Here is a 25,417-nt window from a genome sequence, read left to right as displayed (position 1 = left end):
CCCCGCGCGCCCGCCACCCCGACATCCACCCGCACCCGTTCCACCGGAGGAGGAGGCCCCCGTGCCCGACCCCTGGGAGTCCCTGCAGACCACCGCCCTGCTGGGCACCGACCGCCGCCCGCTCCCCGCGCCCGGCCCGGCCGCCCCGTACGACGGCGCCGTCGACCGCGCCGACCCGGCCACCGCGCTGCTCGAACTCGCCGCGCTGGAGACGGTCCGCCGCCGGGCCGGCGCGCTGCCCGCCCCGGCCCCCGCCGCGGCCGGCCGACCGGCCGCCGAGGACCCCCGCCCCGAGCTGCCGGCCGCCGCCGCCCGCCGGCTCTCGCTGCTGCTCTCCACCCGCGGCGGCGGCAGCGGCACGCTCGCCAACGTCGCCGAACTGCTCCCGCAGTGGCTCGCGACCGCCCGCGAGCGCGGCTACCGCGCACCCGCCGCCAGCGTCCCGGCCCTGCTGGACGCCGCCCGCGCCCGCAGCGAGCTGCGCCCCGACGCGGTCGCGCTGGCCGGCCCGCTCGGCCGCTGGCTCGCCGAGCGCAACGCGGACTGGCGGTTCGTGCAGCGCGCCGCCCCGGAGCCGTCGGCCGTGCCCGAGCCGCCGACCGTTCCGGAGGCACCGACCGCCCCCGGCAGCGCGCCCGCCGAGGGCGACCACCTGTGGCACGAGGGCCTGTTCGCCGAACGGGTCACCCATCTCACCCTGCTCCGCCGCCGCGACCCGGCGGCCGGCCTGGCCCTGCTGCGCGGCACCTGGCCCACCGAGCGCGCCGAGGACCGGCTGCTGTTCCTGGACGCCCTCCAGGAGGGCCTCTCGCTCGCCGACGAACCCTTCCTGGAAGCGGCGCTCGGCGACCGCAGCAAGAACGTCCGGACCACCGCCGCCGAACTGCTCTCCACCCTGCCCGGCTCCGCGCTCGCCACTCGAATGGCCGAGCGCGCCCGCGCGGCCGTACGCCTCTCCACCCATGGCACGCATCTGCTGGTCACCCCGCCCACCGCCTGCGACCCCGCGATGCAGCGCGACGGCATACCGCCCAAGTCGCCCACCGGGCGCGGCGAGCGGGCCTGGTGGTTCGGCGAGGTGATCGCCGCCGCCCCGCTCCCGCTCTGGTCCGAGCACACCGGCCTGACGCCCGAACAGCTGCTCGCCCTGCGGGTCGGCGACGCCATCGACGAGACCAGCAGCACCTGGGCCGACGATCTGCGCGAGGCCTGGGCCCGGGCCGCCGTCCGCCAGCACGACGCCGCCTGGGCGCGCGCCCTGCTCGGCCCCGCGCCCGTCCCCGGCCCCGGGCGCGCCGCCCGCGCCACGGGCGCCCCCGCCAAGCTGCTCGCGGTGCTCCCGCCCGCCGAACGGGCCGCCTGGACGGCCGCCTTCATCGAGGCGCACGGCCTCGGCGACGCCTTCCAACTGCTCGGCGCCTGCGCCAACCCGTGGACGCCGCCGCTGTCCACCGCGGTGGTCGAGGCCCTGGCCCGGGCCGCCTCCTCCGGTGCCTACCCGTGGAGCCACAGCGGGGTGCTCGGCATGACCGAGCGCGCGCTCTCCCCGGACAGCGCCGGGGCGGTCGAGGAGCTGGCCGCCGGGGCCGCGACCGCCACCGCCTGGGGCGAGACCTTCACCCGGCTGGCCGGGACGCTGCGCTTCCGTGCGGCGATGCTCGCCGAACTGGCGGCCTGAGCGGCGGCCCGGAACGCCGACGGGGCCGGTGCCGGACACGTCGTCCGGCACCGGCCCCGTCGGCGGCCGTGCGTTCGGCGGCCGTGCGTTCGGCAGCCGTCAGCCGGCGGCCCGCAGGTTGGCCTCGACCCAGGCGACCACCTCGGTGGTCGGCGTGCCCGGGGTGAAGATGTCGGCGACGCCCATCGCCTTCAGCTCGACGATGTCCTCGTCCGGGATGATCCCGCCGCAGAAGACCTTGATGTCCTCGGCGTCACGCTCCTTCAGCAGCTCCAGCACCCGCGCGCAGAGCGTCATGTGCGCCCCGGACAGGATCGACAGCCCGATGCCGTCCGCGTCCTCCTGGATCGCGGTGTCGACCACCTGCTCCGGCGTCTGGTGCAGGCCGGTGTAGATGACCTCCATACCGGCGTCGCGCAGGGCGCGCGCGATGACCTTGGCGCCGCGGTCGTGACCGTCCAGCCCCGGCTTGGCGACCACCACGCGGATCGGCCCTGACACACCCATCACTGCCTCCCGGACCTCGTCGTCCATCCCCCACCGGACCTTGTGGGCACGGGCGAGGTTAACGAGCAATAACCAATTGAGGGGAGGGTAGCGCCACCCGCCCTGGTTGGCGGCCCCACCCCTCAAGACGAGGGCAAAATCACAGACCGCCCGTCGCCCCTCCCCTGTTCTACCCCGCAACCGCACGCCCCCAGCCCCTTGACATACGGACTTTTGTCCGGACGTCCGGCTTCCGGCTACAGTCTCGTTCGTTTAGCCCCCGCCCGACGACGCGCCCGAGGCCACCTGAGGAGGCAGCCGCGATGGCTCCCGAAGCAGCCGCCCGTCCGACCCGTGCGGAACTGCGCCTCGCCGCCCGCGAGCAGTCCCGGTCCCAGCGCCGCGACGCCGCCAAGGCCGCCACCCGCACGGCGCTGCTGCGGGTCGCGCTGCCCTCGGTGGCCGCGCTCGGCGTCGCCGCCGCGGCGGCCGTCACCGTCCAGGGCGAGGCGGACCAGCAGCGCGCCCAGGCCGCCGGGCGGGTCCCCGAGCAGGCCACCGCCGCCGACTCCCCCGACGCCGCACACAGCGAGGCCGCCCAGGCCGCCCAGCAGGCACTGGCCGCCGGGGAGACCGCCCAGGCCTCCCGCGGCGACGCCCGTCAGCCGCTCGCCGGCACCCAGGGCACACCCGACGCCGGGCAGAACGGGCAGAACGGGCAGGGCGGCCAGACCGGCCAGCCGGTCGCGCAGGCGAACACCACGACCCCCGACCAGGCCCCGGCGCCGGCGCGCCCCGCGATCGCGATGCCGGTCGCCCAGCACGGCCTCGGCGAGGTGTTCGGCGCGGCCGGCACCCACTGGGCCAAGCGCCACACCGGCGTCGACTTCCCGGTGGACGGCGGTACCCAGGTGATGGCCGTGGCCGACGGCACCATCCGCACCCAGTGGAACCCGTCGTACGGCTACATGACCATCCTCAAGACCGCCGACGGCACCGAGGTCTGGTACTGCCACCTGCGCTCGTACAAGATCCGCAAGGGCACGGTGAAGGCCGGCGACCTCATCGCCTTCGTGGGCAGCAGCGGCAACAGCACCGGCCCGCACCTGCACCTGGAGATCCGCCCGGCCGACGGCGGCGCCCCGGTCGACCCGCTGCCCTGGTTCCTCGCCCAGGGGCTCGACCCGCGCTGACACAGCCGGCGCGGGCCGAACCACCACGAGACACGCCCCTACAGCTTCTCCACCGGCGCGTAGCGCAGCAGCAGCTGCTTGCGCCCCTCCGAGCCGAAGTCCACCGTGGCCTGCGCCTTGTCGCCGGCCCCCGTGGTGGCCACCACGGTGCCCAGCCCGAAGGTGTCGTGGGTGACCCGGTCACCGACCGCCAGCGCGACCACCTCGCGCTCCACCGCCGCGCCCGAGCGCCGCGCCGACTGCCCCCAGCCCGCCTTCGGCGAGGCCGCGGCCGACGAACCGCGCGAGGATCCGCCCCGCGAGGACCCGCCGCCGAACGACGAGCCGCCGGAGCCGCCCGAACCGCCCGAGGACCGTCCGCCCCAGGAGGACCCCGAGCCGAACCCGCGCGAGGCCGGCGCCGAAGCCGCCCCCGTGCGCTTCCACTCCACCAGCGGCTCCGGGATCTCCTCCAGGAACCGCGAGGCCGGGTTGTACGACGGCTGACCCCAGGCACTGCGCAGCACCGACCTGGTCAGGTAGAGCCGCTGCCGCGCCCGGGTCAGCCCGACGTACGCGAGGCGCCGCTCCTCCTCCAGCTCCTTGACCTGGTTGAGCGCCCGCATGTGCGGGAAGATGCCGTCCTCCATGCCGGTCAGGAAGACCACCGGGAACTCCAGGCCCTTGGCGGTGTGCAGGGTCATCATCGTGATGACGCCCTGCCCCTCCTCGTCCTCGTCCGGGCTTCCTCCCTCGGTCCCGTACTGCTTCGCATCCGGGAGCTGGTCGGAGTCGGCGACCAGCGCCACCCGCTCCAGGAAGTCGGCCAGCGAGCCGACCGGCGGCGCGCCGTCCTCGCCCGCGTCCGGCCGCTCGCCCGGGTCCTGCTCGTACTCCAGGGCGACCGAGGCCAGCTCCTGGAGGTTCTCCACCCGGGTCTCGTCCTGCGGGTCGGTCGACGCCTGGAGCTCGCCCAGGTAGCCGGTCTCCTCCAGCACCGCCTCCAGCACCGCGGCCGGGCCCGCGCCGGACTCGACGACCTGGCGCAGCCCGGCCATCAGCGCGTTGAACTTCTTCACCGCGTTCGCCGAGCGCGCGGCCATACCGTACGCCTCGTCGACCCGCCGCAGCGCCTGCGCGAAGGAGATCCGCTCGCGCGCGGCCAGCGCGTCGATCATCGCCTCGGCCCGCTCGCCGATGCCGCGCTTGGGCACGTTGAGGATCCGGCGCAGCGGCACGGTGTCCTCCGGGTTGGACAGCACCCGCAGGTAGGCCAGGACGTCCTTGACCTCCTTGCGCTCGTAGAAGCGCACCCCGCCGACCACCTTGTACGGCAGGCCGACCCGGATGAACACCTCCTCGAAGACACGGGACTGCGCGTTGGTGCGGTAGAAGATCGCGACGTCGCCGGGCCTGGCCGCACCCGCGTCGGTGAGCCGGTCGATCTCGTCGGCGATGAACTGGGCCTCGCCGTGCTCGTCGTCCGCGACGTAGCCGACGACCTTCTCGCCGTCCTCGCCGGCCGTCCAGAGCTTCTTCTCGCGCCGGTTGGCGTTGCGCTCGATGACGGCGTTGGCCGCGCTCAGGATGGTCTGGGTGGAGCGGTAGTTCTGCTCCAGCAGGATCGTGGTGGCGTTCGGGTAGTCCTCCTCGAACTGGAGGATGTTGCGGATCGTCGCGCCGCGGAAGGCGTAGATCGACTGGTCCGCGTCACCGACCACGCACAGCTCGGCGGGCGGCACCTCGGCGAGCCGGCCGGCCGCCGGGTCGACGTAGTCGCCGTCGACGGTGCGCTTCGGGGCGTGCGCCGCCGCGCCGCCGCTCAGCTCGCGGACCAGCGTGTACTGGGCGTGGTTGGTGTCCTGGTACTCGTCGACCAGGATGTGCCGGAACCGCCGCCGGTAGTGCTCCGCGACGTCGGGGAAGGCCTGGAGCAGGTTCACCGTCGTCATGATGATGTCGTCGAAGTCGAGGGCGTTGGCCTCGCGCAGCCGCCGCTGGTAGAGGAAGTACGCCTCGGCGAGCTTCTTCTCCGTCGGGTTGGCCGCCTGGTCGGCGTAGGTCTCCTCGTCGATCAGCTCGTTCTTGAGGTTGCTGACCTTTGCGGTGAAGGACTTCGGCGGGAACTGCTTCGGGTCCAGGTCGAGGTCGCGGCAGACCAGCGCCATCAGCCGCTGCGAGTCGGCCGAGTCGTAGATCGAGAACGACGAGGTGAAGCCGAGCAGCTTGGACTCGCGCCGCAGGATCCGCACGCAGGCGCTGTGGAAGGTGGAGACCCACATCGCCCGGGCGCGCGGGCCGACCAGCTGCTCGACGCGCTCGCGCATCTCGCCGGCGGCCTTGTTGGTGAAGGTGATCGCCAGGATCTCGCCCGGCTGCACCCCGCGCGCGCCCAGCAGATGGGCGATCCGGTGGGTCAGCACCCTGGTCTTGCCGGAGCCGGCGCCGGCCACGATCAGCAGCGGCGAGCCGGCGTGCAGCACGGCCTCGCGCTGCGGGTCGTTCATGCCCTCCAGCAGCGCGGCCGGGTCGATCACCGGGCGGGCGGCGCCGTTGCGGTACCAGGCGTCCCGCGCGGCCTCGGCCGCGTGGTCGGTCTGGAAGAGCCCGTCCGGGATCGCCTCCTCGTAGGCGTCGTACGGGACGTCGTCGTCCCCGTACGGCGGCGGCTCCTCGTCGATCGGCGGCGCGGGCTGCTTCGACCCGGCGGCGGGGGCCTCGAAACCGGGGAGCGGGAGGTCGTCAAAGAGGCTACTCATGGCACTGACGAGTCTATGGCCACCCGCCGACAAGCCCGCCCGGCCCTTGACGGAACCGGGCGGACCCGCGGGACACCCGGGTCAGACCAGCCGGCGTGCGGTGGCCCACCTGGTCAGCTCGTGCCGGTTGCTCAGCTGGAGCTTGCGCAGCACCGCCGAGACGTGGCTCTCCACCGTCTTGACCGAGATGAACAGCTGCTTGGCGATCTCCTTGTACGCGTAGCCGCGGGCGATCAGCCGCAGCACCTCGCGCTCGCGCTGGGTGAGCCGGTCCAGGTCCTCGTCCACCGGCGGGGTGTCGGTGGCCGCGAAGGCGTCCAGCACGAAGCCGGCCAGCCGGGGCGAGAAGACGGCGTCCCCGTCGGAGATCCGGAAGATCGCGTCGACCAGGTCGGTCCCGGTGATCGTCTTGGTGACGTAGCCGCGGGCACCGCCGCGGATCACGCCGATCACGTCCTCCGCCGCGTCGGACACCGAGAGCGCCAGGAAGCGCACTCCCCCGGGGTCGCCCATCAGCCCGGCCGAGCGGCGCAGCACCTCGACGCCACCGCCACCGGGCAGGTGGACGTCCAGCAACACCACGTCGGGCCGCGTCTCGGCGACCACCCGGACCGCCGACTCCACGTCGTCGGCCTCGCCGACCACGTCGATGCCGGTCGCCTCGGTGCGCCCGATCTCCGCCCGTACCCCCGTCCGGAACATCCGGTGGTCGTCGACCAGGACGACCCGCGCGCGGCGCTCCGGCGCTGCCTCAGTCATTCGCTCTCTCCATCTCCAGCTCGACCTCGGTCCCGCCGTCCGGCGCGGGCCGCACCCGTGCGGTGCCGCCGTTGCGCTTCATGCGGCCGAGGATCGACTCGCGTACGCCCATCCGGTCCTCGGGCACCGTGTCCGGGTCGAAGCCCGGGCCGTGGTCGCGGACGAACACCATCACGGTCCTCCCCTCGACCTCGGCGTAGACCTGGACCGGTCCCCCGCCACCGTACTTGGCCGCGTTGACGGTCGCCTCCCTCGCGGCCTGCATCTGGGCCGCGATCCGCTCGTCCATCGGGCAGTCGCCGACGATCACCACCTCGACCGGGACGCCGTGCCGGTCCTCGACCTCGGCGACCACCGCGCGCAGGCTCTCCGCCATGGTGTCCGGCGCCTGCTCGGCGACCGCCTCCGGGCGGTAGAGCCACAGCCGCAGTTCGCGCTCCTGGGCCCGGGCGAGGCGCAGCACCTCCTTGGGGTCCTCGGCTCGGCGCTGAATGAGGGTCAGCGTGTGCAGCACCGAGTCGTGCACGTGGGCGGCGATCTCGGCGCGCTCCTGGGCGCGGATGCGGGCGGTGCGCTCGGCGCCGAGGTCCTGCCACATCCGCAGCGCGTACGGCCCGACCAGCACCAGCACACCGGCGAGCACCGCGAGCGAGGCCTCGATCACCGAGCCGATCGTCGAGCCGCCGCCCTGGGTGGCGAGGAAGGCGATGATGCCCGCCACCACCAGCAGCACGCCCGCGCCGACCCGGGTGTAGGCGCCGCGCCGCTTCTCGCCCTCCTCCAGGCCGAACCAGCGCTGCCAGCGCGAGTCGTCGGCCTGCCGCCAGACCAGCGCCACGCCGACGCCGATCGCCAGCAGCGGCCAGCTGTACGGCTTGGCGGTCTGCACGTTGAACGCGTTGAGCAGGGCGATCACGCCGATCACCAGCATCACCAGCGCGGCCAGCTGGCCCAGCCCGCCCGGCCGCTGGCCGGAGGCCGCGGTGCCCGACGCGCCGGCCCCCTCACCGGCCTCGACCGGCTCGCCCCGCAGGGCGTGCTGCAGCACCTCGCGCAGCCGGCCGATCCACCCGCCGCGCCGGCCTGCGCCCTTGCTCAGCTCCCCGCCGCCGCCCACCTGCCAGGAGCCGACCGGGACGAAGGAGCCGTTGACGTACACCCAGTGCGCGCCGACCCGCGGCTCGCCGATGCCGATCGGCACCACGAACCAGAAGGCCGCGTAGAGCAGCCCGCCGAGCCCCTGCGCGAAGAACAGCACCACGAAGGCGATCCGCACCCAGCTGACGGGCAGTCCGAGGTGCACGGCGAGCCCGTGCGCCACACCGCCGAGCATCCGCCCCTGCGGGCTGCGGTACAGCCGGCGGTAGGGCGGCTTCGCGCCGCCGGGCGCGGACGGGTCGCCGCCCCCGGGCGGTGCGGGCTCGGGGGCGAGGGGACGGGAGTCGGAACCGGGTGCTGCCACGGCACCGATGGTTCCACGCGGGCGGGCCCGGACGCATCAGGGTGTGGCCCCGCAGGGACCCTGACGCTTATCAGGGACAAGTCAGGGTCCGAGCAGGGGCGGGACCGGTTGGGCGGGGGGTCCGACAGCCACCAGGATGGTGGGCATGACCGAAGACCACCGCGCAGAGGAGCTCCACGAGGCCGGGACGAGCGCCCCGCCTGCGCCGGACCGACCGCCGCTGACCCGGGCCGAGCACCACCGCGTGGTGGCCGGCGTCTGCGGCGGCCTCGGCCGGCACCTGGACATCGACCCGGTGGTGTTCCGCGTCGTGACGGTGGTGCTCTGCCTCTCCGGCGGCCTCGGACTGTTCCTGTACGGCCTCGCCTGGCTGATCGTGCCGACCGAGCCGGGCGCGGACGGCAAGGGCGGCACCCGCTCCGGCCGCACCGAGCTCCAGCGGGTGCTCACCGGCCGGGTCGACGGCCAGTCGGTCGGCGCGGTGCTGCTGACGGTGATCGGCACGGGCGTCTTCTTCTCCTCGATGGGCGACGGCGGCCAGCTGTTCCCGCTGCTGCTGCTCGCCGGGCTGGTCTTCCTGGCCGTCCGCTACGACCCGGAGCGCCGGCGCGGCGGCCGGATCCGCGGCCGCCGCCGGCACCACGGCCACGGTCACGGCCACGGCTACGGGGACGGCGGGCGGCCGGGCGGCCCGTACGACCGCTACTTCCCGGAGGCCGGACCCGCCGCCGACCCCGCCACGGCCGCCACGAGCGGCTACCGCTGGCCGCCCGAGGAGCCGGCCGCGGCCGAGGAGGCGCGCGCCCGGCACGCCGCCGCGCGCGAGGCCGGCACCGTCCCCGCCGACACCCCGCACGCCGGCCCGTCCGGCTACCTGTGGGACCCGCGCCACCCCGAGCGCAACCCGTACGGCGGCACCGCGCCGACCCCGCCCTACGGCACCCCGACCCCGCCGCCCGGCGCCCCGGCCCAGCCGTGGTGGCAGCGGACCGACCTGCCGCAGGGCGACCCGCTGCGCAAGGAGGCCGGCCCGGTCCCGCCGGCCCCGCCGCGCCCGCCCGTGGTGGTGCACCGGCGCGAGCGCTCCCCGCTCGGCCTGATCGGCCTGCTGCTGGCGGTGGGCGCGGCCAGCGCCGTCTGGTCGGCCTCGAACAACGGCGGGGCCACCGTACGGGCCGGCAGCGTGCTGGCCACCGCGCTGCTGGTGATCGGGCTGACCCTGGTGCTCGGCGCCAAGTTCGGCCGGGCCCGCCGGCTGGTCGTCCCCGGTCTGCTGCTCACCGTCGCGCTGACGGCGATCGGCGGCTCCTCGGTCACCACCCGGAACGTGGCCGGCGACCGCACCTGGACCGTCGCCACGGCCGCCGAGCTGCAGCCGAAGTACACGCTGGGGGTCGGCACGCTGCGCCTGAACCTCAGCGGGGTCGACCCGGCCGGCACGACCCTGGCCACCACGGCCGAGCTGGGCGCCGGCGATCTGACCGTGACGGTGCCGACGGACGTGACGGTCAACGTGCGCAGCGAGATCGGCCTGGTCGAGGTCCGCGTCACGGGCCGCGAGGGCTACGACGACGGCCCGGGGAACCGCACCTACCAGCTGCTCCCGGTGAACGGACAGGAATCCAAGGGCACGCTCGACCTCACGCTGAGGGTCGGGCTCGGCAACATCAAGGTGGTCCAGCAGTGAGGAAGCACCAGCTCGACCTGTTCTCGCTGATCGCCGGGGGGCTGTTCACCGCGATCGCGGTGCTCTACCTGGTGGCGGCGGTGAACGACGTCTCGGTCAACGGCCGGATCATCATCCCGGTGACCTTCATCGTGCTGGGCCTGGGCGGCCTGGCCGGGGCGGTGGCGGCGGCGGTACGCCGCTCCCGGCCGGAGGAACCCGGGCAGGACCCGGGACACCAGCTCCACTCAGGACGCTAGCTCTCCAGCGGGCCCAGGTGCAGCTTGTCGCCCTCCTTGGTGACCCGGTACTTCGGCAGCGGCTTGGTGGCCGGGCCGTTCACCACCGCGCCGGTGGCCGCGTCGAACCGGGAGCCGTGGCAGGGGCAGTACAGCTGACCGTTCTTCGGCGCGTCGACCGCGCAGCCGGAGTGCGTGCAGACCGAGGAGAATCCGCAGTACTGACCGGCCTTGGGCTGCACCAGGTAGACCGCGTCGCCGCTGGCCGGGTCCTTGACCTGGGCCGAGCCGCCGACCGGGACGCTCGCCGCGTCCACCGTCACCGGTGCGCCGGCCGGTGCCGGGGCGGTCGGCCGCTGGGCCTTCGCGGTGGGCTTGTCCCGCCCGAAGGTGGCGGTCAGCGAGCCGGTGAGCAGTCCGGCGCCGCCCAGGGCGACGGCCGCGAGGCCGCCGTCCATCAGGGCCCGGCGCCGGACGTGGTCCTCGTGCAGGCCGCGCAGGCGGTCCCGGGCGGAGCGCCGGGCGAGGTAGCCGTCCACCGAGAGGTACGGGGTGCCGGCCAGCACCAGTGGCGTCCAGGCCATCAGGTAGGCGAGGTCGTTGCCGAGGTAGTACGGCGTGACGCTCCAGCTGACGGTGAGCCAGAGGGTGAGGCTGATCAGCGCCCCGCCGGCGGCGGCGAGCCGGCCCCAGAGGCCGATCAGGGTGCCCAGGCCCACCGCGAGTTCGCCGAAGGCGACCAGCAGGGCGAACGGGGTGGGGTGGGACAGCGCCGGGCCGAGCAGGAAGTCGATCGGGCTGGAGCCCTTGACGGCCCGGGTCTGCGAGACGAACGAGGCGGGGTCGCCGGCCCCGGCCAGGTAGTGGCTGTCGGAGAGCTTGTCGAGCGAGGCGTGGACGAAGGTGACGCCGAGGAAGATCCGCAGCGGCAGCAGCGCCAGGCGTGAGCCGGCCGCCTTCCACCCGGCGATCCGTCCGGTGGTGCCCGTCGGGCCCGGTCCGTCCTGGGTGCCCGGAGGCGGTCCTGCCGTGCCGTCGCCGACGGTCCCGGCCGCCACGGAGCTGCTGGCCTCCGCCATTCCCCACACCTTCCCTCACCGGCCCGTCACCGCCTGACAGGTCCGGACGCATTCTGCCCGCTCGTGGCCGCTTTCGGTGGGAGGGCCCACCCGGGGGCGCGGAGTCCGCTGGTGGGCCGACGGCGAACACCCGCGCCGCCGACCCCTGGTACGGGGGCGGCGGCGCGGGTGTTCGGAACCGGTCAGGGCCGGCCGGGGCGGGGAGTGCTCACTCCCACTCGATGGTGCCCGGCGGCTTGCTGGTGCAGTCCAGCACGACGCGGTTGACGTCGCGGACCTCGTTGGTGATGCGGGTGGAGATGCGGGCCAGCACGTCGTACGGCAGGCGCGACCAGTCGGCGGTCATGGCGTCCTCGGAGGACACCGGGCGCAGCACGATCGGGTGACCGTAGGTGCGGCCGTCGCCCTGGACACCGACGCTGCGGACGTCCGCGAGCAGGACCACCGGGCACTGCCAGATCTCACGGTCCAGGCCGGCCGCGGTCAGCTCCTCGCGGGCGATCGCGTCGGCGTCGCGCAGCAGGTCCAGGCGCTCCTTGGTGACCTCGCCGACGATCCGGATGCCCAGGCCCGGGCCCGGGAACGGCTGGCGCTGGACGATCTCCTCCGGCAGGCCGAGCTCCTGGCCGACCATCCGGACCTCGTCCTTGAACAGCTTGCGCAGCGGCTCGACCAGCGCGAACTGGAGGTCCTCGGGCAGGCCGCCGACGTTGTGGTGGGACTTGATGTTGGCGGTGCCCTCACCGCCGCCGGACTCCACCACGTCCGGGTACAGGGTGCCCTGGACGAGGAAGTCGACCGACTCGCCGTGCTCGCCGGCCTCGGCGATGATCTCGGCCTGCGCCTGCTCGAAGACCCGGATGAACTCCCGGCCGATGATCTTGCGCTTCTCCTCCGGGTCGCTGACGCCCTTCAGCGCGTCGAGGAAGCGCTCCTGCGCGTCGACGACCTTCAGCTGCACGCCGGTGGCGGCCACGAAGTCCTTCTCGACCTGCTCGGTCTCGCCCTTGCGCATCAGGCCGTGGTCGACGTAGACGCAGGTGAGCCGGTCGCCGATGGCCTTGTTGACCAGGGCGGCGGCGACCGCCGAGTCCACGCCGCCGGACAGGCCGCAGATGGCGCGCTTGTTGCCGACCTGGGCGCGGATCGCCGCGACCTGCTCCTCGACCACGCTGCCGGTGGTCCAGGTGGGGGCCAGGCCGGCGCCGCGGTAGAGGAAGTGCTCCAGGACCTGCTGGCCGTGGTCGGAGTGCAGCACCTCGGGGTGGTACTGGACGCCGTAGAGGCGGGCCTCGTCGTTCTCGAAGGCCGCGACCGGCACCACGTCGGTGGAGGCGGTGACGGTGAAGCCCTCGGGGGCCGCGGAGCAGGCGTCGCCGTGCGACATCCACACCGAGTGCTGCGCCGGGACGCCCTCGAACAGGGTCGAGCCGGTGCGCGAGACGGTCAGCGGGGTGCGGCCGTACTCCCGGGCGCCGGTGTTGTCGACGGTGCCGCCGAGCACGGTGGCCATCAGCTGGAAGCCGTAGCACATGCCGAAGACCGGCACGCCGGCCTCGAAGATCGCACGGTCGAGCTGCGGCGCGCCCTCCTCGTAGACCGACGAGGGACCGCCGGAGAGGATGATCGCCTTCGGGTTCTTGGCGAGCATCTCGGCGACCGGCATGCTGCTCGGCACGATCTCGCTGTAGACCCGGGCCTCACGCACCCGACGGGCGATGAGCTGGGCGTACTGGGCACCGAAGTCGACGACCAGGACGGTGTCGGTCTCAGGTACGGACTGGACGGGAGTAGCAGAGGACACAGACGGCCTTCCGGCAGCGGTACGAAAGGTGTCGCGCGTGGCACGCCCTACGGAGGGTGCGCGGAGTGCGACGGGCGGGGGTCTGCCATCGAGTCTACCGGGCTGGCCGGTTTCACTCGTCTGCCCGCCCCGGGGACCGTGACCGGCACGGGCGCCGGTTCGTTGCTCCGGGCGGACCGTACGACCGCGCCGCGCCCACCAGACGCGTCGCCCCGCCCCGGCCAGGGCGCCTCCGTACGGGCACTGCAGGACCACGCGTGGAGCTCACCCCCAGTCCACCGGCGCGCGTGGCGCCGTCGCGGAGAACCGGCCCCGGCCGGGGAGCGGCGCGCCGTGGGACCGCGCGCGGGTGCTGCGGCCGGCCAGCAGGGGACAGCGAACCCGGCCGCGACCGGGGCAGGAGGTGGGCGGCCGGCCGCCGGGGACGCCCGGGGCCGGCCGCCGCACCCGCCGCGGGACCGGCGCACCCCGCCCGCCGTCCCCGCGCCGCTGCGCACGTCCTTGTGCGCTCCGGCCAGCATCATTACGCACCGTGATCATCGTCGCCGTCCCAGCGCCGCCCCGGCGCCGACCCCCGCGGCACCCCCGCACGGCGGGCCCGACCCGGGCCGGCCATCGGCCCGGCCGGAAACGCCCTGTACCGAATCATGCCGAATCGGTTGCAGAGCAAGCCCTTCGTCCAGGACGATGCTGCATGGAAGAGGTTCTCCCGGTGGCCGACGGGCTACCTGTGGAGTCCCGTCCCGGTGCCGCCGAGACCCACGGTGGCAACGATTATCACCTCACGCTCCGTGAGCGATGGTCCGATGCCGGCCTGCGCGCCGGACCGCCGCCGCGGCACTGTGCGCCCGCGCGCGCCGGCCCATCCCCGCCGGAGCGGTGGCGTACGGCACGTCGAGCCAACCGTCCGGACGGCGCTCCTCCCCCGGCGCCGTCATCCAGCACCGGCGCGGCCCTGACGCCGAGTGCTGAGCGACAAAGGGCCCCGTTCCCCCGCGGGGCCCTTTGCCCTGTCCGGGGCCGGACGGCTGATCCGGACCGCTACTCCGGCCGACGGCTCCAGACGCTGGGGTCCACCGGCCCGTCGTCCTCCGGGCGCCGCGCGGCGGCCCACTGGGTGTCGCCCGAGCCGATCACCTCCGAGACGACCGGTGCGCCGTCGGGGAAGTCGGGCAGGTCCCGCTCGGACTGCGCCGGCACCTTCGCCGACGCCCCCTCCGTCCGGCCGTCGCGGGCCGCCAGCAGCCGCGGCACCGCCAGCGCGCCGACCGCCGCCCAGACCAGATTGGCCACCAGCAGCGTCCAGGGCACCAGGGAGATCGCGGTCTCGAACTCGGCGCCCTCGCCGAGGCCGAGGTCGCGGGCGGTGGCCCTCGACGAGCTCAGCATCCCGGACACCACCATCAGCAGGCTGAGCCCCACCCCGTACACCAGCGCCAGCCGGAGCCGGTCCGCGGCGTCCAGCCGCCGCCGGTACGCCGTCCAGCCGAGCACCGCGGCGGCGGCCAGCGCGAGCAGCCCGGTCCAGCGCCAGTCGCCGCTCGCGCCGTGCAGGTCGAAGAAGGAGTACTCGTCGACGTCACTGCGGTCCGGGTACCAGTCCGAATCGCCGGCGTCCGGCACCTCGCTGCTGGTCCGGAAGGTCGCCCCGGAGCCCAGCCCGAGCAGCATCAGGCCGACGTTGGGCAGGAAGGCCGTCGCGGTGGCGGTCGGTTCGCCGCCGACGCCCTCGTCGCCGCTCAGCACCGCGACCACCACGAGACCGGCCACCGACGCCAGGCCGACCGAGACCGCCAGCGCACGGCCGGCCGCCAGCCCGGCGACCGCCCAGCCGCGCACCGCCCGGTTGCGCCAGGCCGCCCAGCGCAGCGCGTCCGTGCCGTACACCGCGAAGGCGAGCAGCCCGGCGAGCAGCGCCGTCCAGCCGGCCGCCTCGACCCAGCCGGCCGAGGACTCGTAGCTGACTTGCCTGAGCGTCCCGAAGTCCGCGTCCACGTCGAAGCGACCGCCCGGTTGCCAGCCGGCGCCGCCGACCAGGCCGAGCAGCACGGTCACCGCGGCCGCGACCACGGCGGTGCGCACGGCCTCGCCGGTCGCCTGCCGGCGGGTCTGCTGCTCGCCGGTGAGCTCCTGCCCGCGGCGCGCCCCGATCCGCAGGCCGAGCCAGAGCGCGAGCAGCCACAGCCCGGTGACGGTCAGCGGGACGGCACGCACCAGTACCGCGCTGCCCCGCACGAGTTCGACCGGGCCGCCGGGGCTCGCGTCCAGGCGGAACGGCGCGCCGAGCGCGCCGAGGACGATCGCCAGCGCGGTGCCGAAGCGCGTGCCGTAGGAGGGGTGGTCGAGGACGGAGGTGTAGGGGAAGAACTCCCCCGGGATCGCGACCACCAGCGCGGCCAGCAGCAGCACGGCGGTGGGCGCGACCACCGCGCGCAGCGCCGGGCGCCAGTCGGCACCGGTCAGCCAGAGGAGCACGGCAGGCCGGTGCGCGGCCGGGTCGTACCGCCGGCCGGCGCCCCAGGGGCCCGCGGGTCCCGTCCCCGGCGTCCCCGGGAACGGTGGCACCGCGGGCGGCACGGACGGCGGGGGCGGCGGCGCCGACGACGGCGGAGGCGGCGGCAGGGCGGGTGGCGGCACCAACGGCCGCCCGCAGGACGCGCAGCCGAGCGCTCCCTGTGCCGACGCCGCGCCGCAGGATGCGCAGATGGCCATGGACCGCGTCCCCCCGTCCGAACGAACGATCTCCTGGTCCCCCAGGGCGCCCCTTTCTCCCACCGGGTACGGACGGCTGTCAACCGCTCACGCGCCGCCGGGCGTTCTCGGGACACACCCGGGACATTCCCGGATCCGGGCGGCGCCCCGGCGGCGCGGGGTCAGGCCTGCTTCTTCGGCACCTCCGGCACCGCCAGCAGCGGCAGCCGCAGCGCGCCGAACGCGTCGGCCGGCACCGCCGGGGCGGCGGGCCGGACCGGGGCGACCCGGCGGTACTGCTCGCCGGGCACCGGGCGGGTGTCCGGCTCGCCCTTGTTGGGCCACATCGACATGGCCCGTTCGGCCTGCGCCGTGATGGTCAGCGAGGGGTTGACGCCGAGGTTGGCGGAGACCGCCGCACCGTCCACCACACTGATCCCGGGGTGCCCGTGGAGCCGGTGGTAGGGGTCGACCACGCCGGTCAGCGGGGAGTCGCCGATCGGGCAGCCGCCGAGGAAGTGCGCGGTCATCGGGATGTCGAAGATCTCGCCGACGCTGCCGCCGGGGAAGCCGTTGATCTCGTCGGCGAGCGCCTGGGCCCCGCGCTCGGCGGCCGGGATCCAGGTCGGGTTGGGGGTGCCGTGGCCCTGGCTGGAGGTCAGCGCTCCCTTCCCGAGGCCCTTCTCCTTCAGCGAGACGGTGATCGAGTTGTCCAGCGACTGCATCACCAGGCCGATGATCGTCTTCTCGGACCAGCGGTGCTGGTTCATCGAGCGGGCGAAGTTCACCGGGTGCTTGACCGAGTTGCCGAGGTAGCGCAGCCAGCGCGGGACCCGTCCGCCGCCCCGGACCTGGGCGATCGACAGCGCGCCCATCGCGTTGGAGCCCTTGCCGTAGCGGACCGGCTCGATGTGGGTGTTCTCGTCCGGGTGGATCGAGGAGGTGATCGCCACGCCCTTGGTGAAGTCCGCGCGGGCGCCGTACCGCCGGTCGGTGGTCTGCGCGCCCACCAGCGCCTCGGAGTTGGTCCGGGTCAGCTCGCCGAGCCGGGCGGAGATCCGGGGCAGGTGACCGGCCGCGCGCATCCGGTGCAGCAGGGTCTGGGTGCCGTAGGTGCCGGCCGCGACCACCACCCGGGCGGCGGTGATGGTCCGCGCCCCGGCCTTCACCGGGTCGGTGGTCGAGCGGCCGTCGGTGCGCCGGACGTCCACCGCGAAGCCGCCGTCCCGCTCGCGGATCCGGGCCACCGTGGTGAGCGGGTGGATCTCGGCGCCGCCCCGCTCGGCCAGGTACAGGTAGTTCTCGGTGAGCATGTTCTTGGCGCCGTGCCGGCAGCCGGTCATGCACTCGCCGCACTCGACGCAGGCCCGGCGGGCCGGGCCCGCGCCGCCGAAGTACGGGTCCGCCACCTCGGCGCCGGGCGCCGCCTTCGCCGTGCCGTCGCCGTCCTGGCCGTCGCCGAAGAAGACCCCGACCGGCGCCATGTGGAAGGTGTCGCCGACGCCCATCCGCTCGGCGGCGGCCCGCAGGTGGACGTCGGACGGGGTGACGGTCGGGTTGAGCCGCACCCCGAGCATCCGCCGCGCCTGGTCGTAGAACGGCGCCAGCTCCTCCTGCCAGTCGGTGATGTGGCGCCACTGACGGTCCTCGAAGAACGCCTTCGGCGGCACGTACAGGGTGTTGGCGTAGTTCAGCGAGCCGCCGCCGACCCCCGCACCGGCCAGGATCATCACATTGGCCAGCAGGTGGATGCGCTGGATGCCGTAGAGGCCGAGCTTCGGCGCCCACAGGTAGTTGGCCACGTCCCACGAGTTCCTGGGCAGCTCGTCGCGGTCGAAGCGGCGCCCGGCCTCCAGGACGGCGACCCGGTAGCCCTTCTCGGTCAGCCGCAGCGCCGAGACCGAGCCGCCGAAACCGGAGCCGACCACCACCACGTCGTAGTCGAACTCCCGGTCCTCAGCCGAACCCACCATCTGCCACTGCTCCTTCGGAAGTCGTCCACGAAACGGGGTAACCGGCTGCCGCCGGGCGGGCTACCTGACGCGCAGGGCCTTCAGCATCCGCAGCCCGGCGGTCATCATCGCCGCGTACTGCCGGTCGTCCTGGCCGAGCGCCGGCGCGAGCGGCAGCAGCCGCTGGCTCGCGATCGTCTGCGCCTCGGTGAACCGCAGGATGCCCTCGGCGCCGTGCCGCCGGCCGAGCCCGGAGTCGCCCATGCCGCCCATCGGCGAGCCGGCCGAGCCGTACGCCGCGCCGTAGGCCTCGTTGACGTTGACCGTGCCGGTGCGCAGCCGGGCCGCGACCGCCCGGCCGCGCCGGACGTCCCCGGTCCAGACGCTGGAGTTGAGGCCGTACGGGGTGGAGTTGGCGGCGGCGACCGCCTCCTCCTCGGTGTCGAAGCGGTAGACGGAGACCACCGGTCCGAAGGTCTCCTCGCCGCACACCGCCATGTCCGGGGTGACGCCGTCCAGGATGGTCGGCTCGAAGAAGAACGGGCCGAGGTCCGGCCGGGCCCGGCCGCCGGCCACCACGGTGGCACCGGCCTTGACCGCCTCCTCCACGTGCCGGGTGGTGGTCTCCAGCTGCCGGGAGGAGACCAGCGAGCCCATGTCGGCCCCGTACGCGAGGCCGCCGCCGAGCCGCAGCGCGCGGGTGCGGGCGGCGAACTTGGCGAGGAACTCGTCGGCCACCGAGCGGTGCACCAGCAGCCGCTCGATCGAGATGCAGAGCTGGCCGGCCGAGGAGAAGCAGGCCCGGACGGCGCCCTCGGCGGCCCGGTCGAGGTCGGCGTCGGCGAGCACCAGCATGGCGTTCTTGCCGCCGAGTTCGAGCGAGGCGCCGACCAGCCGCCCGGCGGCGCGCCGGGCGACGTCGCGGCCGGTGCGGGTGGAGCCGGTGAACGAGACGTAGTCGCCGTGCTCGACCACGGCCGGGCCGATCACCGGGCCGTCGCCGATCACGATCTGCCACAGGTCGGCCGGCAGCCCGGCCTCGATCAGCAGCTCGCGGGCCCAGAGCGCGGTCAGCGCGGTCTGCGTGTCCGGCTTGTTGACCACCGCGTTGCCGGCCACGAAGGCCGGCAGGGCGTCGCCGACCGACAGCTCCAGCGGGTAGTTCCACGGCGAGATGTGGCCGACCACGCCCTTGGGGCGGCGGGCCTCGACGGCCTGGGTGAGCAGCGGCACCGCGCCGAGGTGCCGCTTGTCGCGCAGGTACACGGGGGCGCGGCGGCCGTAGTGACGGGCGGCGATGGCGACGGCCATGACCTCCTCGAAGGCGTGCAGCCGGGCCTTGCCGGTCTCCGCCTGGACGAGGTCGAGCACCTCGTCCTGCCGCTTGAGCAGCAGGTCGTGGAAGCGCAGCAGGACGGCGGCGCGACGGCGGACCGGCAGCGCGGCCCAGGCCGGCTGGGCGCGCCGGGCCAGCTCGAAGGCGACCTCGACGTCCGCCGGGGTGGACTGCGGCAGGCCGGCCAGCCGCTCGCCGGTCAGCGGGGCGACCGTCTCCACCACGCTGGGCTCGCCGGTGGCGGTGATCCCGGCGGCGAGGCGGGCGACCAGGGACGGCGGCACGGCCGAGGCGACGGTGCGCCCGCCGCCGGGCGCGGCGGGATTGCGGCCCGGCGCGCCGGTGCCGGCGGGGTCGTTGGCCGTGGCAGCTGCTGTGAGGTCCGTCATAGGGCGCAGCCTAGGCGCTCGGCGCCCGGTTCGGTACCCGTCGGTAACAACAAAACGGACGGCCGGCGGCCCCGTCGGATCCGGCTGGTCGGCCGGTCAGCGGATCAGCGGATCAGCGGATCAGCGGGTCGGCGTGAAGTAGTGCAGCACCGCGTTGAAGCGCTGCTCGGCCTCGTTCCACTCGGTGCCCCGCTCCGGGCTGGACGAGTAGATCGCGTAGCTGGTGCCGTCCTTGTCGATGAACTCGGCCTCGATCGCCCGCCGGCGACCGCCCTCCTTGGCCAGGTAGCTGAACTCCCAGACCGCCGCCTCGTGGCCGTTCACCGCGACGCTGGTCAGCTTGTGCTGCTTGTAGTCCTTGAGCGAGGAGACGGTGCTCTCCATCTGCCGCATGTGCTCCAGCGGCCGGACCGACTGGCCCACGGTGACCGCGAACTGCAGGTAGTGCACCTTGTTGTCGGGGCTGTAGTAGATCTGGTTGTCGGACGTGCTGCTGCGCTGCCAGACCGGGGTGGTCGCGGGCAGCGGGAAGCGGAAGCCGGCCGGGTCGTCCACCCAGCGGTAGCCGACGGGCGGCGCGGGCGTGCCGTCGCCGGGTCCGGTCGGCTGAGGCTCGGCCACGGTCGGGGCCGGCTTGACCACGTCCGCGTCCGGCCCGCCGTGCCGTCCCCTCAGGTAGAACACCCCGGCGACGACCCCGGCGGCCAGCACCGCCAACGCGACCGCCAGGACCAGTAGCACTCGCCGGCGCCTGGCCGGCCCGCGCACCGGCGCATCGGGGTACACCACCGGCGCGACCGGGCCGGCAGGCGCCCCTTCGACGGGCTCCCGCACCGGGTCCACCCCGACGGACGGCACCGCGGGCGGCACCGCCGGCGACTCCTCGGCCACGGCGGCCGCCGTCCGCGGCACGGTGACCGCCTCCGGCCCCTCGGCGGGCCGCCCGGCCACCTCGCCCGACCCGTCCGGCCGCTCCGGCCCGCCCGGCCCGCCCGGCTCGCCCGGCTGGCCCGCTTCGCCCGACCGGTCCACCACCGGCACCGTCTGGGTGGGTATCCGCACCGGCGTGACCGGCTTGAACCCGATGGTGTGCCCGGCCTGCACCTCCGCCAGCATCCGGGCCGCCTCGTCCGCGGTCGGCCGGTCCTCCGGGTCCTTGGCCATCAGCGCGGCCAGCACCGGCCCCAGCGGCCCGGCCCGGCGCGGCTCCGGCAGCGGGTCCCCGACCACCGCGGCCAGCGTGGTCAGCGGCGAGGTGCGGCGGAACGGCGAGTCGCCCTCCACCGCCGCGTACAGCGTCGCGCCGAGCCCCCACAGGTCGGAGGCCGGGCCCGGCCGCTCGCCCTGCGCCCGCTCCGGCGCCAGGTAGTCCGGCGAGCCGACCAGGTCGCCCGGCCGGGTCAGCTCGGCCGAGCCCTCGTAGGTCGCGATGCCGAAGTCCAGCAGCACCGCCCGCCCGGTCCCGTGCTCCAGCAGCACGTTGGCCGGCTTCACGTCCCGGTGCAGCACGCCCAGCTGGTGGCCCCGGTGCAGCGCGGCCAGCACCTGGCCGCCCACCTCGGCGGCGGCGCGCGGCGGCAGCGTGCCGTCCTGGCTGATCACGTCGGCCAACGAGCGGCCGTCGACCAGCTCCATGACGATCCACGGCCGGCCGTCCTGCTCCAGCACGTCGTGCACGGTGATCACGCCGGGGTGCTTGATCCGGGCGGCCGCGGCGGCCTCCCGCTTCATCCGGGCGTGCAGGATCTGCAGCTCCTCCTCGGGGAGGTGGTTGACGGTCAGCTCCTTGACCGCGACCTCACGGTCCAGCATCCGGTCCCGGGCCCGCCACACCGTGCCCATCCCGCCGCGGCCCAGCCGCTCGCCCAACTCGTAGCGCCCGGCCAGCAGCCGCTCCGCCTCGGCCGACTCCGGCCGGTCCTGCGCGCCCATCCGCGACCGCTCCCCCTCATCCACCTGCCGTCACCGCGACGGAGGGCCCGGCGCAGACCACTCGGTGCAGACCGCTGAATCGAACAAATCCCACGGACACATTAAGCGCCCCGCTCCTCCCCCGGTAATCTCCCCCACCCGCCACCCCGGCGACCACCTTCCCACCGGCCCCGTCAGCCTGCGAACAGCACCACGGCCACCACGCCGAGCAGCAGCAACAGGAACACCCCGCCCACCAGGACCGGGCCCAGCAGCGCCGGCGGGATCCGCGGCGGCCGGTCCGGTCCGGACGCCTCCGCCCGCGGCCGCTCGGCACCCGCCGCACCGTCACGCTTCACCGCACCGTCACGCTTCACCGAGCCGCCGCTTTTCACCGAGCCGCCGCTTTTCACCGAGCCGCGCCGCCCGGGCGCGCGACGCCGCTCCGGCAGCGGCGGCGCCACCCGGTCGCCGGCCGCCGGCTCCGGCGCGCCCGCCAGCAGCTCCGCCAGCTCCAGCCGGACCTCCGCGGCCGTCGGCCGCCGCGCCGGATCGGGCTGCAGCAGCCGCTCGACCAGCGGCCCCAGCGGCCCGCACGCCTCCGACGGCACCCGCCGGCCCTCCCGCACCGCCGTCACCAGCTCCGGCACCCCGCTCTCCGGGTACGGCGCGCGGCCGGTCACCATCCGGTGCAGCAGCACCCCGAGCGCCCAGCAGTCACCGGCCGGACCACCGTCCAACGGCCAGCGCTCCGCCACCGACCCGACCAGCTCGGCCCGCACCTCGTAGCGGCGCCGCCCGCCCGGTCCGCCCAGCTCCTCGGCCAGCACCTCCTCGGCCACCCCCGGGAGCAGTCCGCCCAGCAGCGCCGCGCCGTCCTCGCAGACCAGCACCGAACCGGCGGTCAGGTTCCCGTGCGCCAGGCCCGCGTCGTGCAGCGCCCGCAGCGCCGCGGCGAGGTCCGCGGCGACCTCCGCCGCCCGGTACGGCGGCAGCGGGCCGTCCGCGAGCAGCGCGGCCAACGGCCGCCCGGCCTGCCGCTCCTCGACGGTCCAGAGCCGGTCGCCCTCGACGAACGCCCCGGCGCCCTGCAGCAACCGCGGATGCCGCGGCGCGGCGGAACCGACCGCCGCCACCCGGCGCACCAGCCGCTCGCCCTCGACCGACCCGGAGCCGTCCGGCTCCTGATCGCCGATCAGCGACGCGGGAAGCTCCCACGCGCGCAGCCGGACGACGTCGCCGCTCCCCTCGTCCACGGCGAACGCGCTCAGCGCCTCCGGCCGGTCCGTCAGCCGGTAACGCCCCGCCAGCACCTGCCCCGGGCCCGCTCGCATGCGTGTTCCTCTCCGCTCACCGCCAAGCCTAGGCCCAGTCCGGCCGCGGCAGGCACCGCGCGGGCACCCCGGATTACCCTCGGTCCATGGACTGGACCGATCTGATCGACGCGGCCTTCGACATGGCCGGCAGCAGCAACAACGGCACCCGGGCCGAGGCCCTGCGCACCGTCGAGGCGAACGTCGCCCCCGACGAGAAGCCGGTCGCCTCCACGGCCGGGCGCCACCCCGACCACTTCCGCAAGGGCGTCCTGGTCCTGACCACCCACCGGCTGCTCTTCCTCAAGGACGGCAAGCCCCCGGTCCCGGTTCCGCTGGAGGCGGTCACCGACGCGACCGTCACCAGGACCCGGATCAACGGCGAGGTGCTGCTGGTGGTCGCGCTGACCGGCTCGCACCGCTTCGAGGACGTGGTCAAGGCGGAGATCTTCGCCGAGCAGATCCGCACCACCGCCCTGAACGCCCGCCAGGCCTCCCGGAAGACCCTCGGTGCCCCGGCCCCCGCGGCCGCCGCCTCCGGCGCCGAGTTGCTGGAGCAGCTGGAACGACTGGCCGCCCTGCGCACCGCCGGCGCCCTCACCGAGGAGGAGTTCACGCGCGCGAAGCACCGCCTGATCGGCTGACCCACCGCCGCACGGCCGCCCCGGGTCGGAGCGCCGGGAGGCGAGCGGCGCGAATCACTGCGCCGGCTGGAAGGTGTCGAAGGCGGTCTGGCGGGCCTGCGCGTTCTGCGGGGCGGCCCAGTCCGCGTCCGGCGTCGTCCAGTAGATCGCGTAGCCGTACTTGGCCGGGGAGCCGGTGACGAAGCCGCGGTTCAGCGAGTGCGTGCGCGGGCTGCCGCTGGTCCACTCCCAGTCGGCCGCGTTGGTCCACTCCCGGTAGGCGACGGACTGCAGCTGCACCCGCTGGTAGTTGGTCACCTGGCCGCGCAGCCCCGGCTCGGCGTCCTGCCAGTCGGCGAGCGCGCTCGGCCCCGGGCTGGTCGTCCACTCGATCCGCAGGGTGCTCCCGTTGCCCTTGAAGGTGCGGCGGATCGACTCCGAGCCCGACGGCTGCAGCCAGTCGGGCAGCACGACGGAGAAGCCGGACGGGTCCTTGTACTCGTGGTACCCGGCCGGCACCGCCGCCCCGGTCGCCGTCGGAGTGGGCGTCGGCGTCGGAGTCGGAGTGGGCGTCGGGGTGGGCGTATCGCTCGGCGTCGGGTCCGCGCTCGGCGTGGGGGCGGGCTCGGGCACCGCGTCCTGCGCCGGACCGGAGCTCTCCGACACCGTCACCGGCGCCGCGCTGCCCGGCGTGACGTCCGCCGCCGCGGTGCCGCGCGCGCCGTTCGCCGAGCCGTCGTCGGAGCCGCCGAGCGCCTGCACCAGCGCGACCACGCCCGCGATCAGCAGCAGCACCACCACGACCGTCGCCACGGCCAGCCGCCGCCGGCCGGTGCGCGGGTCGGCCCCGGCCGCCTGGGTCGCGCCCAGCGTCCACTCACTGGTGACCGGCCGGACCGCATCCGTCTCCGAATCCGACGGACCCGACGAACCGGAAGGACCCGACGGCCCCGACCCGCCCGCCGCGCCCGAAGGCTCGCCGGACACCACAGGCACCACCGGCGCCGCCGACTCCCCCTTCCCGGCGTCCCCGGCCCGGCTGCCCACCCGCACCGTCCCGAGCAGCCCGCCGATCGGCCGCTTCGCGCCGCCGTCCGCGACCGGAACCGCCTGCTCGGTGGTCGACTCGGCCCGCGCGGTCGCCTCGGCGACCACCCGCTTGAGCATCGCCCGGGTCTGCGAGGCGGTCAGCCGCTTCGCCGGGTCCTTGGCCAGCAGCCCCTCGATCACCGGCAGCAGCGGCCCGGCGTTCGCCGGGGCGGCCAGCTCCTCCGTCATCACCGCGGTCAGGGTCGCCAGCGCCGAGCCCCGGTCGTACGGGGGCCGGCCCTCGACCATCGCGTACAACGTGCCGCCCAGCGACCACAGGTCGGCCGGCGGTCCGGGCTTCTGCCCCTGGGCCCGCTCCGGGGATATGTACGAGGGCGCGCCGACCAGCATCCCGGTGGAGGTCACCGAGCTGTCGCCCTCCACGCTGGCGATGCCGAAGTCGGTGAGCACCACCCGGCCGTCCTCGCCGATCAGCACGTTGGACGGCTTGACGTCCCGGTGCAGGATGCCGAGCGCGTGGGCGGCACTCAGCACGCCGAGCACGTCCAGCGCGATCTCCGCCGCCCGGGCCGGCGCCAGCGGACCGTCCTCCCGGACCACGTCCGCCAGCGAGCGGGACTCGACCAGCTCCATGACGATCCACGGCCGGTCGTCCTCCTCGACCACGTCGAAGACGGTGACCGCCGAGTTGTGCCGGATCCGCGCCGTCGCCTTGGCCTCGCGCAGGGTGCGGACGATCAGCCGGTGCTTCTCGTCCTCCTCCACGCTGGCGTTCATCCGCAGTTCCTTGACCGCGACCGTCCGGCCCAGCATTTCGTCCTCGGCGCGCCAGACGGTGCCCATGCCGCCACGCCCGAGGACGTCGTTCAGCCGGTAGCGTCCGGCCAGGAGGCGGCCGTTGGAACCCTGCGCCTGGGTCATTCGGAACGTTCCCCCATGTGCTGCCGGCGGTCGTGGTGACGGCGTGTCGGACCGGCGTCAGGCCCGAGCGCCCAAGCCTCCATCATCCCCTGTCACGCACGCCCCCGACCACCCGGCCCCCGGCCAC

At 75.0% G+C, this 25,417-nt stretch carries 17 protein-coding genes and 1 pseudogene; 5 read left to right on the top strand and 13 right to left on the bottom strand.

All coding sequences use genetic code 11. The annotated features are described in order from the left end of the window. Window positions 1-61: 61 nt before the first annotated feature. Window positions 62-1,678, top strand: a complete 1,617-nt coding sequence (locus tag ACFU9E_RS05625; protein ID WP_380714786.1) for a DUF5691 domain-containing protein — start codon at window positions 62-64, stop codon at window positions 1,676-1,678. Between the two features lie 99 nt (window positions 1,679-1,777). On the opposite strand, the gene ACFU9E_RS05620 is transcribed toward ACFU9E_RS05625, so the two are convergent. Next, complete coding sequence (locus tag ACFU9E_RS05620) at window positions 1,778-2,185, bottom strand: cobalamin B12-binding domain-containing protein (RefSeq protein ID WP_355358936.1); 408 nt, start codon at window positions 2,183-2,185, stop codon at window positions 1,778-1,780. Window positions 2,186-2,487: 302 nt separating this feature from the next. Between ACFU9E_RS05620 and ACFU9E_RS05615 the strand changes: the two genes are divergently transcribed. Beyond that, window positions 2,488-3,357, top strand: a complete 870-nt coding sequence (locus ACFU9E_RS05615; protein ID WP_380685633.1) for a M23 family metallopeptidase — start codon at window positions 2,488-2,490, stop codon at window positions 3,355-3,357. Window positions 3,358-3,395: 38 nt separating this feature from the next. On the opposite strand, the gene pcrA is transcribed toward ACFU9E_RS05615, so the two are convergent. The 3 genes from pcrA to ACFU9E_RS05600 form a co-directional block, all read right to left on the bottom strand. Then, entirely contained in the window at window positions 3,396-6,095 is a 2,700-nt protein-coding gene (gene pcrA, locus ACFU9E_RS05610) for a DNA helicase PcrA (RefSeq protein ID WP_380685635.1), read from the bottom strand. A gap of 81 nt (window positions 6,096-6,176) precedes the next feature. After that, a complete protein-coding gene (locus tag ACFU9E_RS05605) occupies window positions 6,177-6,854 on the bottom strand; it encodes a response regulator transcription factor (RefSeq protein WP_355358501.1) in 678 nt (225 codons plus the stop codon). After that, window positions 6,847-8,187 (bottom strand): PspC domain-containing protein, encoded by a 1,341-nt coding sequence (locus ACFU9E_RS05600; RefSeq protein ID WP_380685641.1) that lies wholly within the window; start codon window positions 8,185-8,187, stop codon window positions 6,847-6,849. The genes ACFU9E_RS05605 and ACFU9E_RS05600 overlap by 8 nt, the downstream gene beginning before the upstream one ends. 274 nt (window positions 8,188-8,461) lie before the next feature. On the opposite strand from ACFU9E_RS05600, the gene ACFU9E_RS05595 reads away from it, so the two are divergent. Next, window positions 8,462-10,003 carry a PspC domain-containing protein gene (locus tag ACFU9E_RS05595; protein ID WP_380685637.1) on the top strand — a complete coding sequence of 514 codons (1,542 nt, stop codon included), beginning with the start codon at window positions 8,462-8,464 and terminating at the stop codon, window positions 10,001-10,003. Continuing rightward, window positions 10,000-10,242, top strand: a complete 243-nt coding sequence (locus ACFU9E_RS05590) for a hypothetical protein (protein WP_380685639.1) — start codon at window positions 10,000-10,002, stop codon at window positions 10,240-10,242. The genes ACFU9E_RS05595 and ACFU9E_RS05590 overlap by 4 nt, the downstream gene beginning before the upstream one ends. Here the strand turns inward: ACFU9E_RS05590 and ACFU9E_RS05585 are convergent. The 8 genes and pseudogenes from ACFU9E_RS05585 to ACFU9E_RS05550 all read right to left on the bottom strand — a co-directional run bounded on the left by ACFU9E_RS05585 (window position 10,239) and on the right by ACFU9E_RS05550 (window position 22,717). After that, window positions 10,239-10,679, bottom strand: a complete 441-nt coding sequence (locus ACFU9E_RS05585; RefSeq protein WP_380685644.1) for a ubiquinol-cytochrome c reductase iron-sulfur subunit — start codon at window positions 10,677-10,679, stop codon at window positions 10,239-10,241. The genes ACFU9E_RS05590 and ACFU9E_RS05585 overlap by 4 nt on opposite strands. Before the next feature lie 48 nt (window positions 10,680-10,727). After that, window positions 10,728-11,300: pseudogene (locus tag ACFU9E_RS05580) on the bottom strand (DoxX family protein); the annotation flags it as partial. Window positions 11,301-11,508: 208 nt separating this feature from the next. Further along, entirely contained in the window at window positions 11,509-13,104 is a 1,596-nt protein-coding gene (guaA, locus tag ACFU9E_RS05575; protein WP_355358489.1) for a glutamine-hydrolyzing GMP synthase, read from the bottom strand. Between the two features lie 1,041 nt (window positions 13,105-14,145). Further along, entirely contained in the window at window positions 14,146-15,579 is a 1,434-nt protein-coding gene (locus tag ACFU9E_RS05570) for a hypothetical protein (protein WP_380684245.1), read from the bottom strand. Window positions 15,580-15,977: 398 nt separating this feature from the next. Next, window positions 15,978-17,768 carry a GMC oxidoreductase gene (locus ACFU9E_RS05565; protein ID WP_380684246.1) on the bottom strand — a complete coding sequence of 597 codons (1,791 nt, stop codon included), beginning with the start codon at window positions 17,766-17,768 and terminating at the stop codon, window positions 15,978-15,980. 60 nt (window positions 17,769-17,828) lie between these two features. Further along, window positions 17,829-19,472 carry a succinic semialdehyde dehydrogenase gene (locus ACFU9E_RS05560; protein WP_380684247.1) on the bottom strand — a complete coding sequence of 548 codons (1,644 nt, stop codon included), beginning with the start codon at window positions 19,470-19,472 and terminating at the stop codon, window positions 17,829-17,831. A 120-nt stretch (window positions 19,473-19,592) separates the two neighbouring features. Then, window positions 19,593-21,404: a protein kinase gene (locus ACFU9E_RS05555; protein WP_380684248.1), complete on the bottom strand. Its 1,812-nt coding sequence runs from the start codon at window positions 21,402-21,404 to the stop codon at window positions 19,593-19,595. Between the two features lie 173 nt (window positions 21,405-21,577). Then, a complete protein-coding gene (locus ACFU9E_RS05550; protein WP_380684249.1) occupies window positions 21,578-22,717 on the bottom strand; it encodes a protein kinase in 1,140 nt (379 codons plus the stop codon). An 86-nt stretch (window positions 22,718-22,803) separates the two neighbouring features. On the opposite strand from ACFU9E_RS05550, the gene ACFU9E_RS05545 reads away from it, so the two are divergent. Beyond that, on the top strand, window positions 22,804-23,340 hold the full coding sequence (locus ACFU9E_RS05545; RefSeq protein ID WP_380684250.1) for an SHOCT domain-containing protein: 537 nt from the start codon (window positions 22,804-22,806) through the stop codon (window positions 23,338-23,340). A gap of 54 nt (window positions 23,341-23,394) precedes the next feature. Here ACFU9E_RS05545 and ACFU9E_RS05540 read toward each other — a convergent pair whose 3' ends face one another. Next, window positions 23,395-25,290 carry a serine/threonine-protein kinase gene (locus tag ACFU9E_RS05540; protein ID WP_380684251.1) on the bottom strand — a complete coding sequence of 632 codons (1,896 nt, stop codon included), beginning with the start codon at window positions 25,288-25,290 and terminating at the stop codon, window positions 23,395-23,397. Window positions 25,291-25,417: the final 127 nt, after the last annotated feature.

Origin of the sequence: Kitasatospora sp. NPDC057595 (assembly GCF_042800875.1) — a bacterium.
Lineage (GTDB): Bacteria > Actinomycetota > Actinomycetes > Streptomycetales > Streptomycetaceae > Kitasatospora.
Note: the sequence above shows the minus strand (reverse complement) of the source record. Positions and strands in the feature narration are given on the sequence as shown.

Bases quoted from the DNA above. Each gene is read 5' to 3' on its own strand.
- ACFU9E_RS05550 (WP_380684249.1), bottom strand. From the start codon at position 22,717: ATGCGAGCGGGCCCGGGGCAGGTGCTGGCGGGGCGTTACCGGCTGACG.
- ACFU9E_RS05600 (WP_380685641.1), bottom strand. From the start codon at position 8,187: ATGCTCGGCGGTGTGGCGCACGGGCTCGCCGTGCACCTCGGACTGCCC.
- ACFU9E_RS05555 (WP_380684248.1), bottom strand. From the start codon at position 21,404: ATGGGCGCGCAGGACCGGCCGGAGTCGGCCGAGGCGGAGCGGCTGCTG.
- ACFU9E_RS05585 (WP_380685644.1), bottom strand. From the start codon at position 10,679: ATGGACGGCGGCCTCGCGGCCGTCGCCCTGGGCGGCGCCGGACTGCTC.
- ACFU9E_RS05545 (WP_380684250.1), top strand. From the start codon at position 22,804: ATGGACTGGACCGATCTGATCGACGCGGCCTTCGACATGGCCGGCAGC.
- ACFU9E_RS05565 (WP_380684246.1), bottom strand. From the start codon at position 17,768: ATGGTGGGTTCGGCTGAGGACCGGGAGTTCGACTACGACGTGGTGGTG.
- ACFU9E_RS05620 (WP_355358936.1), bottom strand. From the start codon at position 2,185: ATGGGTGTGTCAGGGCCGATCCGCGTGGTGGTCGCCAAGCCGGGGCTG.
- pcrA (WP_380685635.1), bottom strand. From the start codon at position 6,095: ATGAGTAGCCTCTTTGACGACCTCCCGCTCCCCGGTTTCGAGGCCCCC.
- ACFU9E_RS05540 (WP_380684251.1), bottom strand. From the start codon at position 25,290: ATGACCCAGGCGCAGGGTTCCAACGGCCGCCTCCTGGCCGGACGCTAC.
- ACFU9E_RS05560 (WP_380684247.1), bottom strand. From the start codon at position 19,472: ATGACGGACCTCACAGCAGCTGCCACGGCCAACGACCCCGCCGGCACC.
- ACFU9E_RS05615 (WP_380685633.1), top strand. From the start codon at position 2,488: ATGGCTCCCGAAGCAGCCGCCCGTCCGACCCGTGCGGAACTGCGCCTC.
- ACFU9E_RS05605 (WP_355358501.1), bottom strand. From the start codon at position 6,854: ATGACTGAGGCAGCGCCGGAGCGCCGCGCGCGGGTCGTCCTGGTCGAC.
- ACFU9E_RS05595 (WP_380685637.1), top strand. From the start codon at position 8,462: ATGACCGAAGACCACCGCGCAGAGGAGCTCCACGAGGCCGGGACGAGC.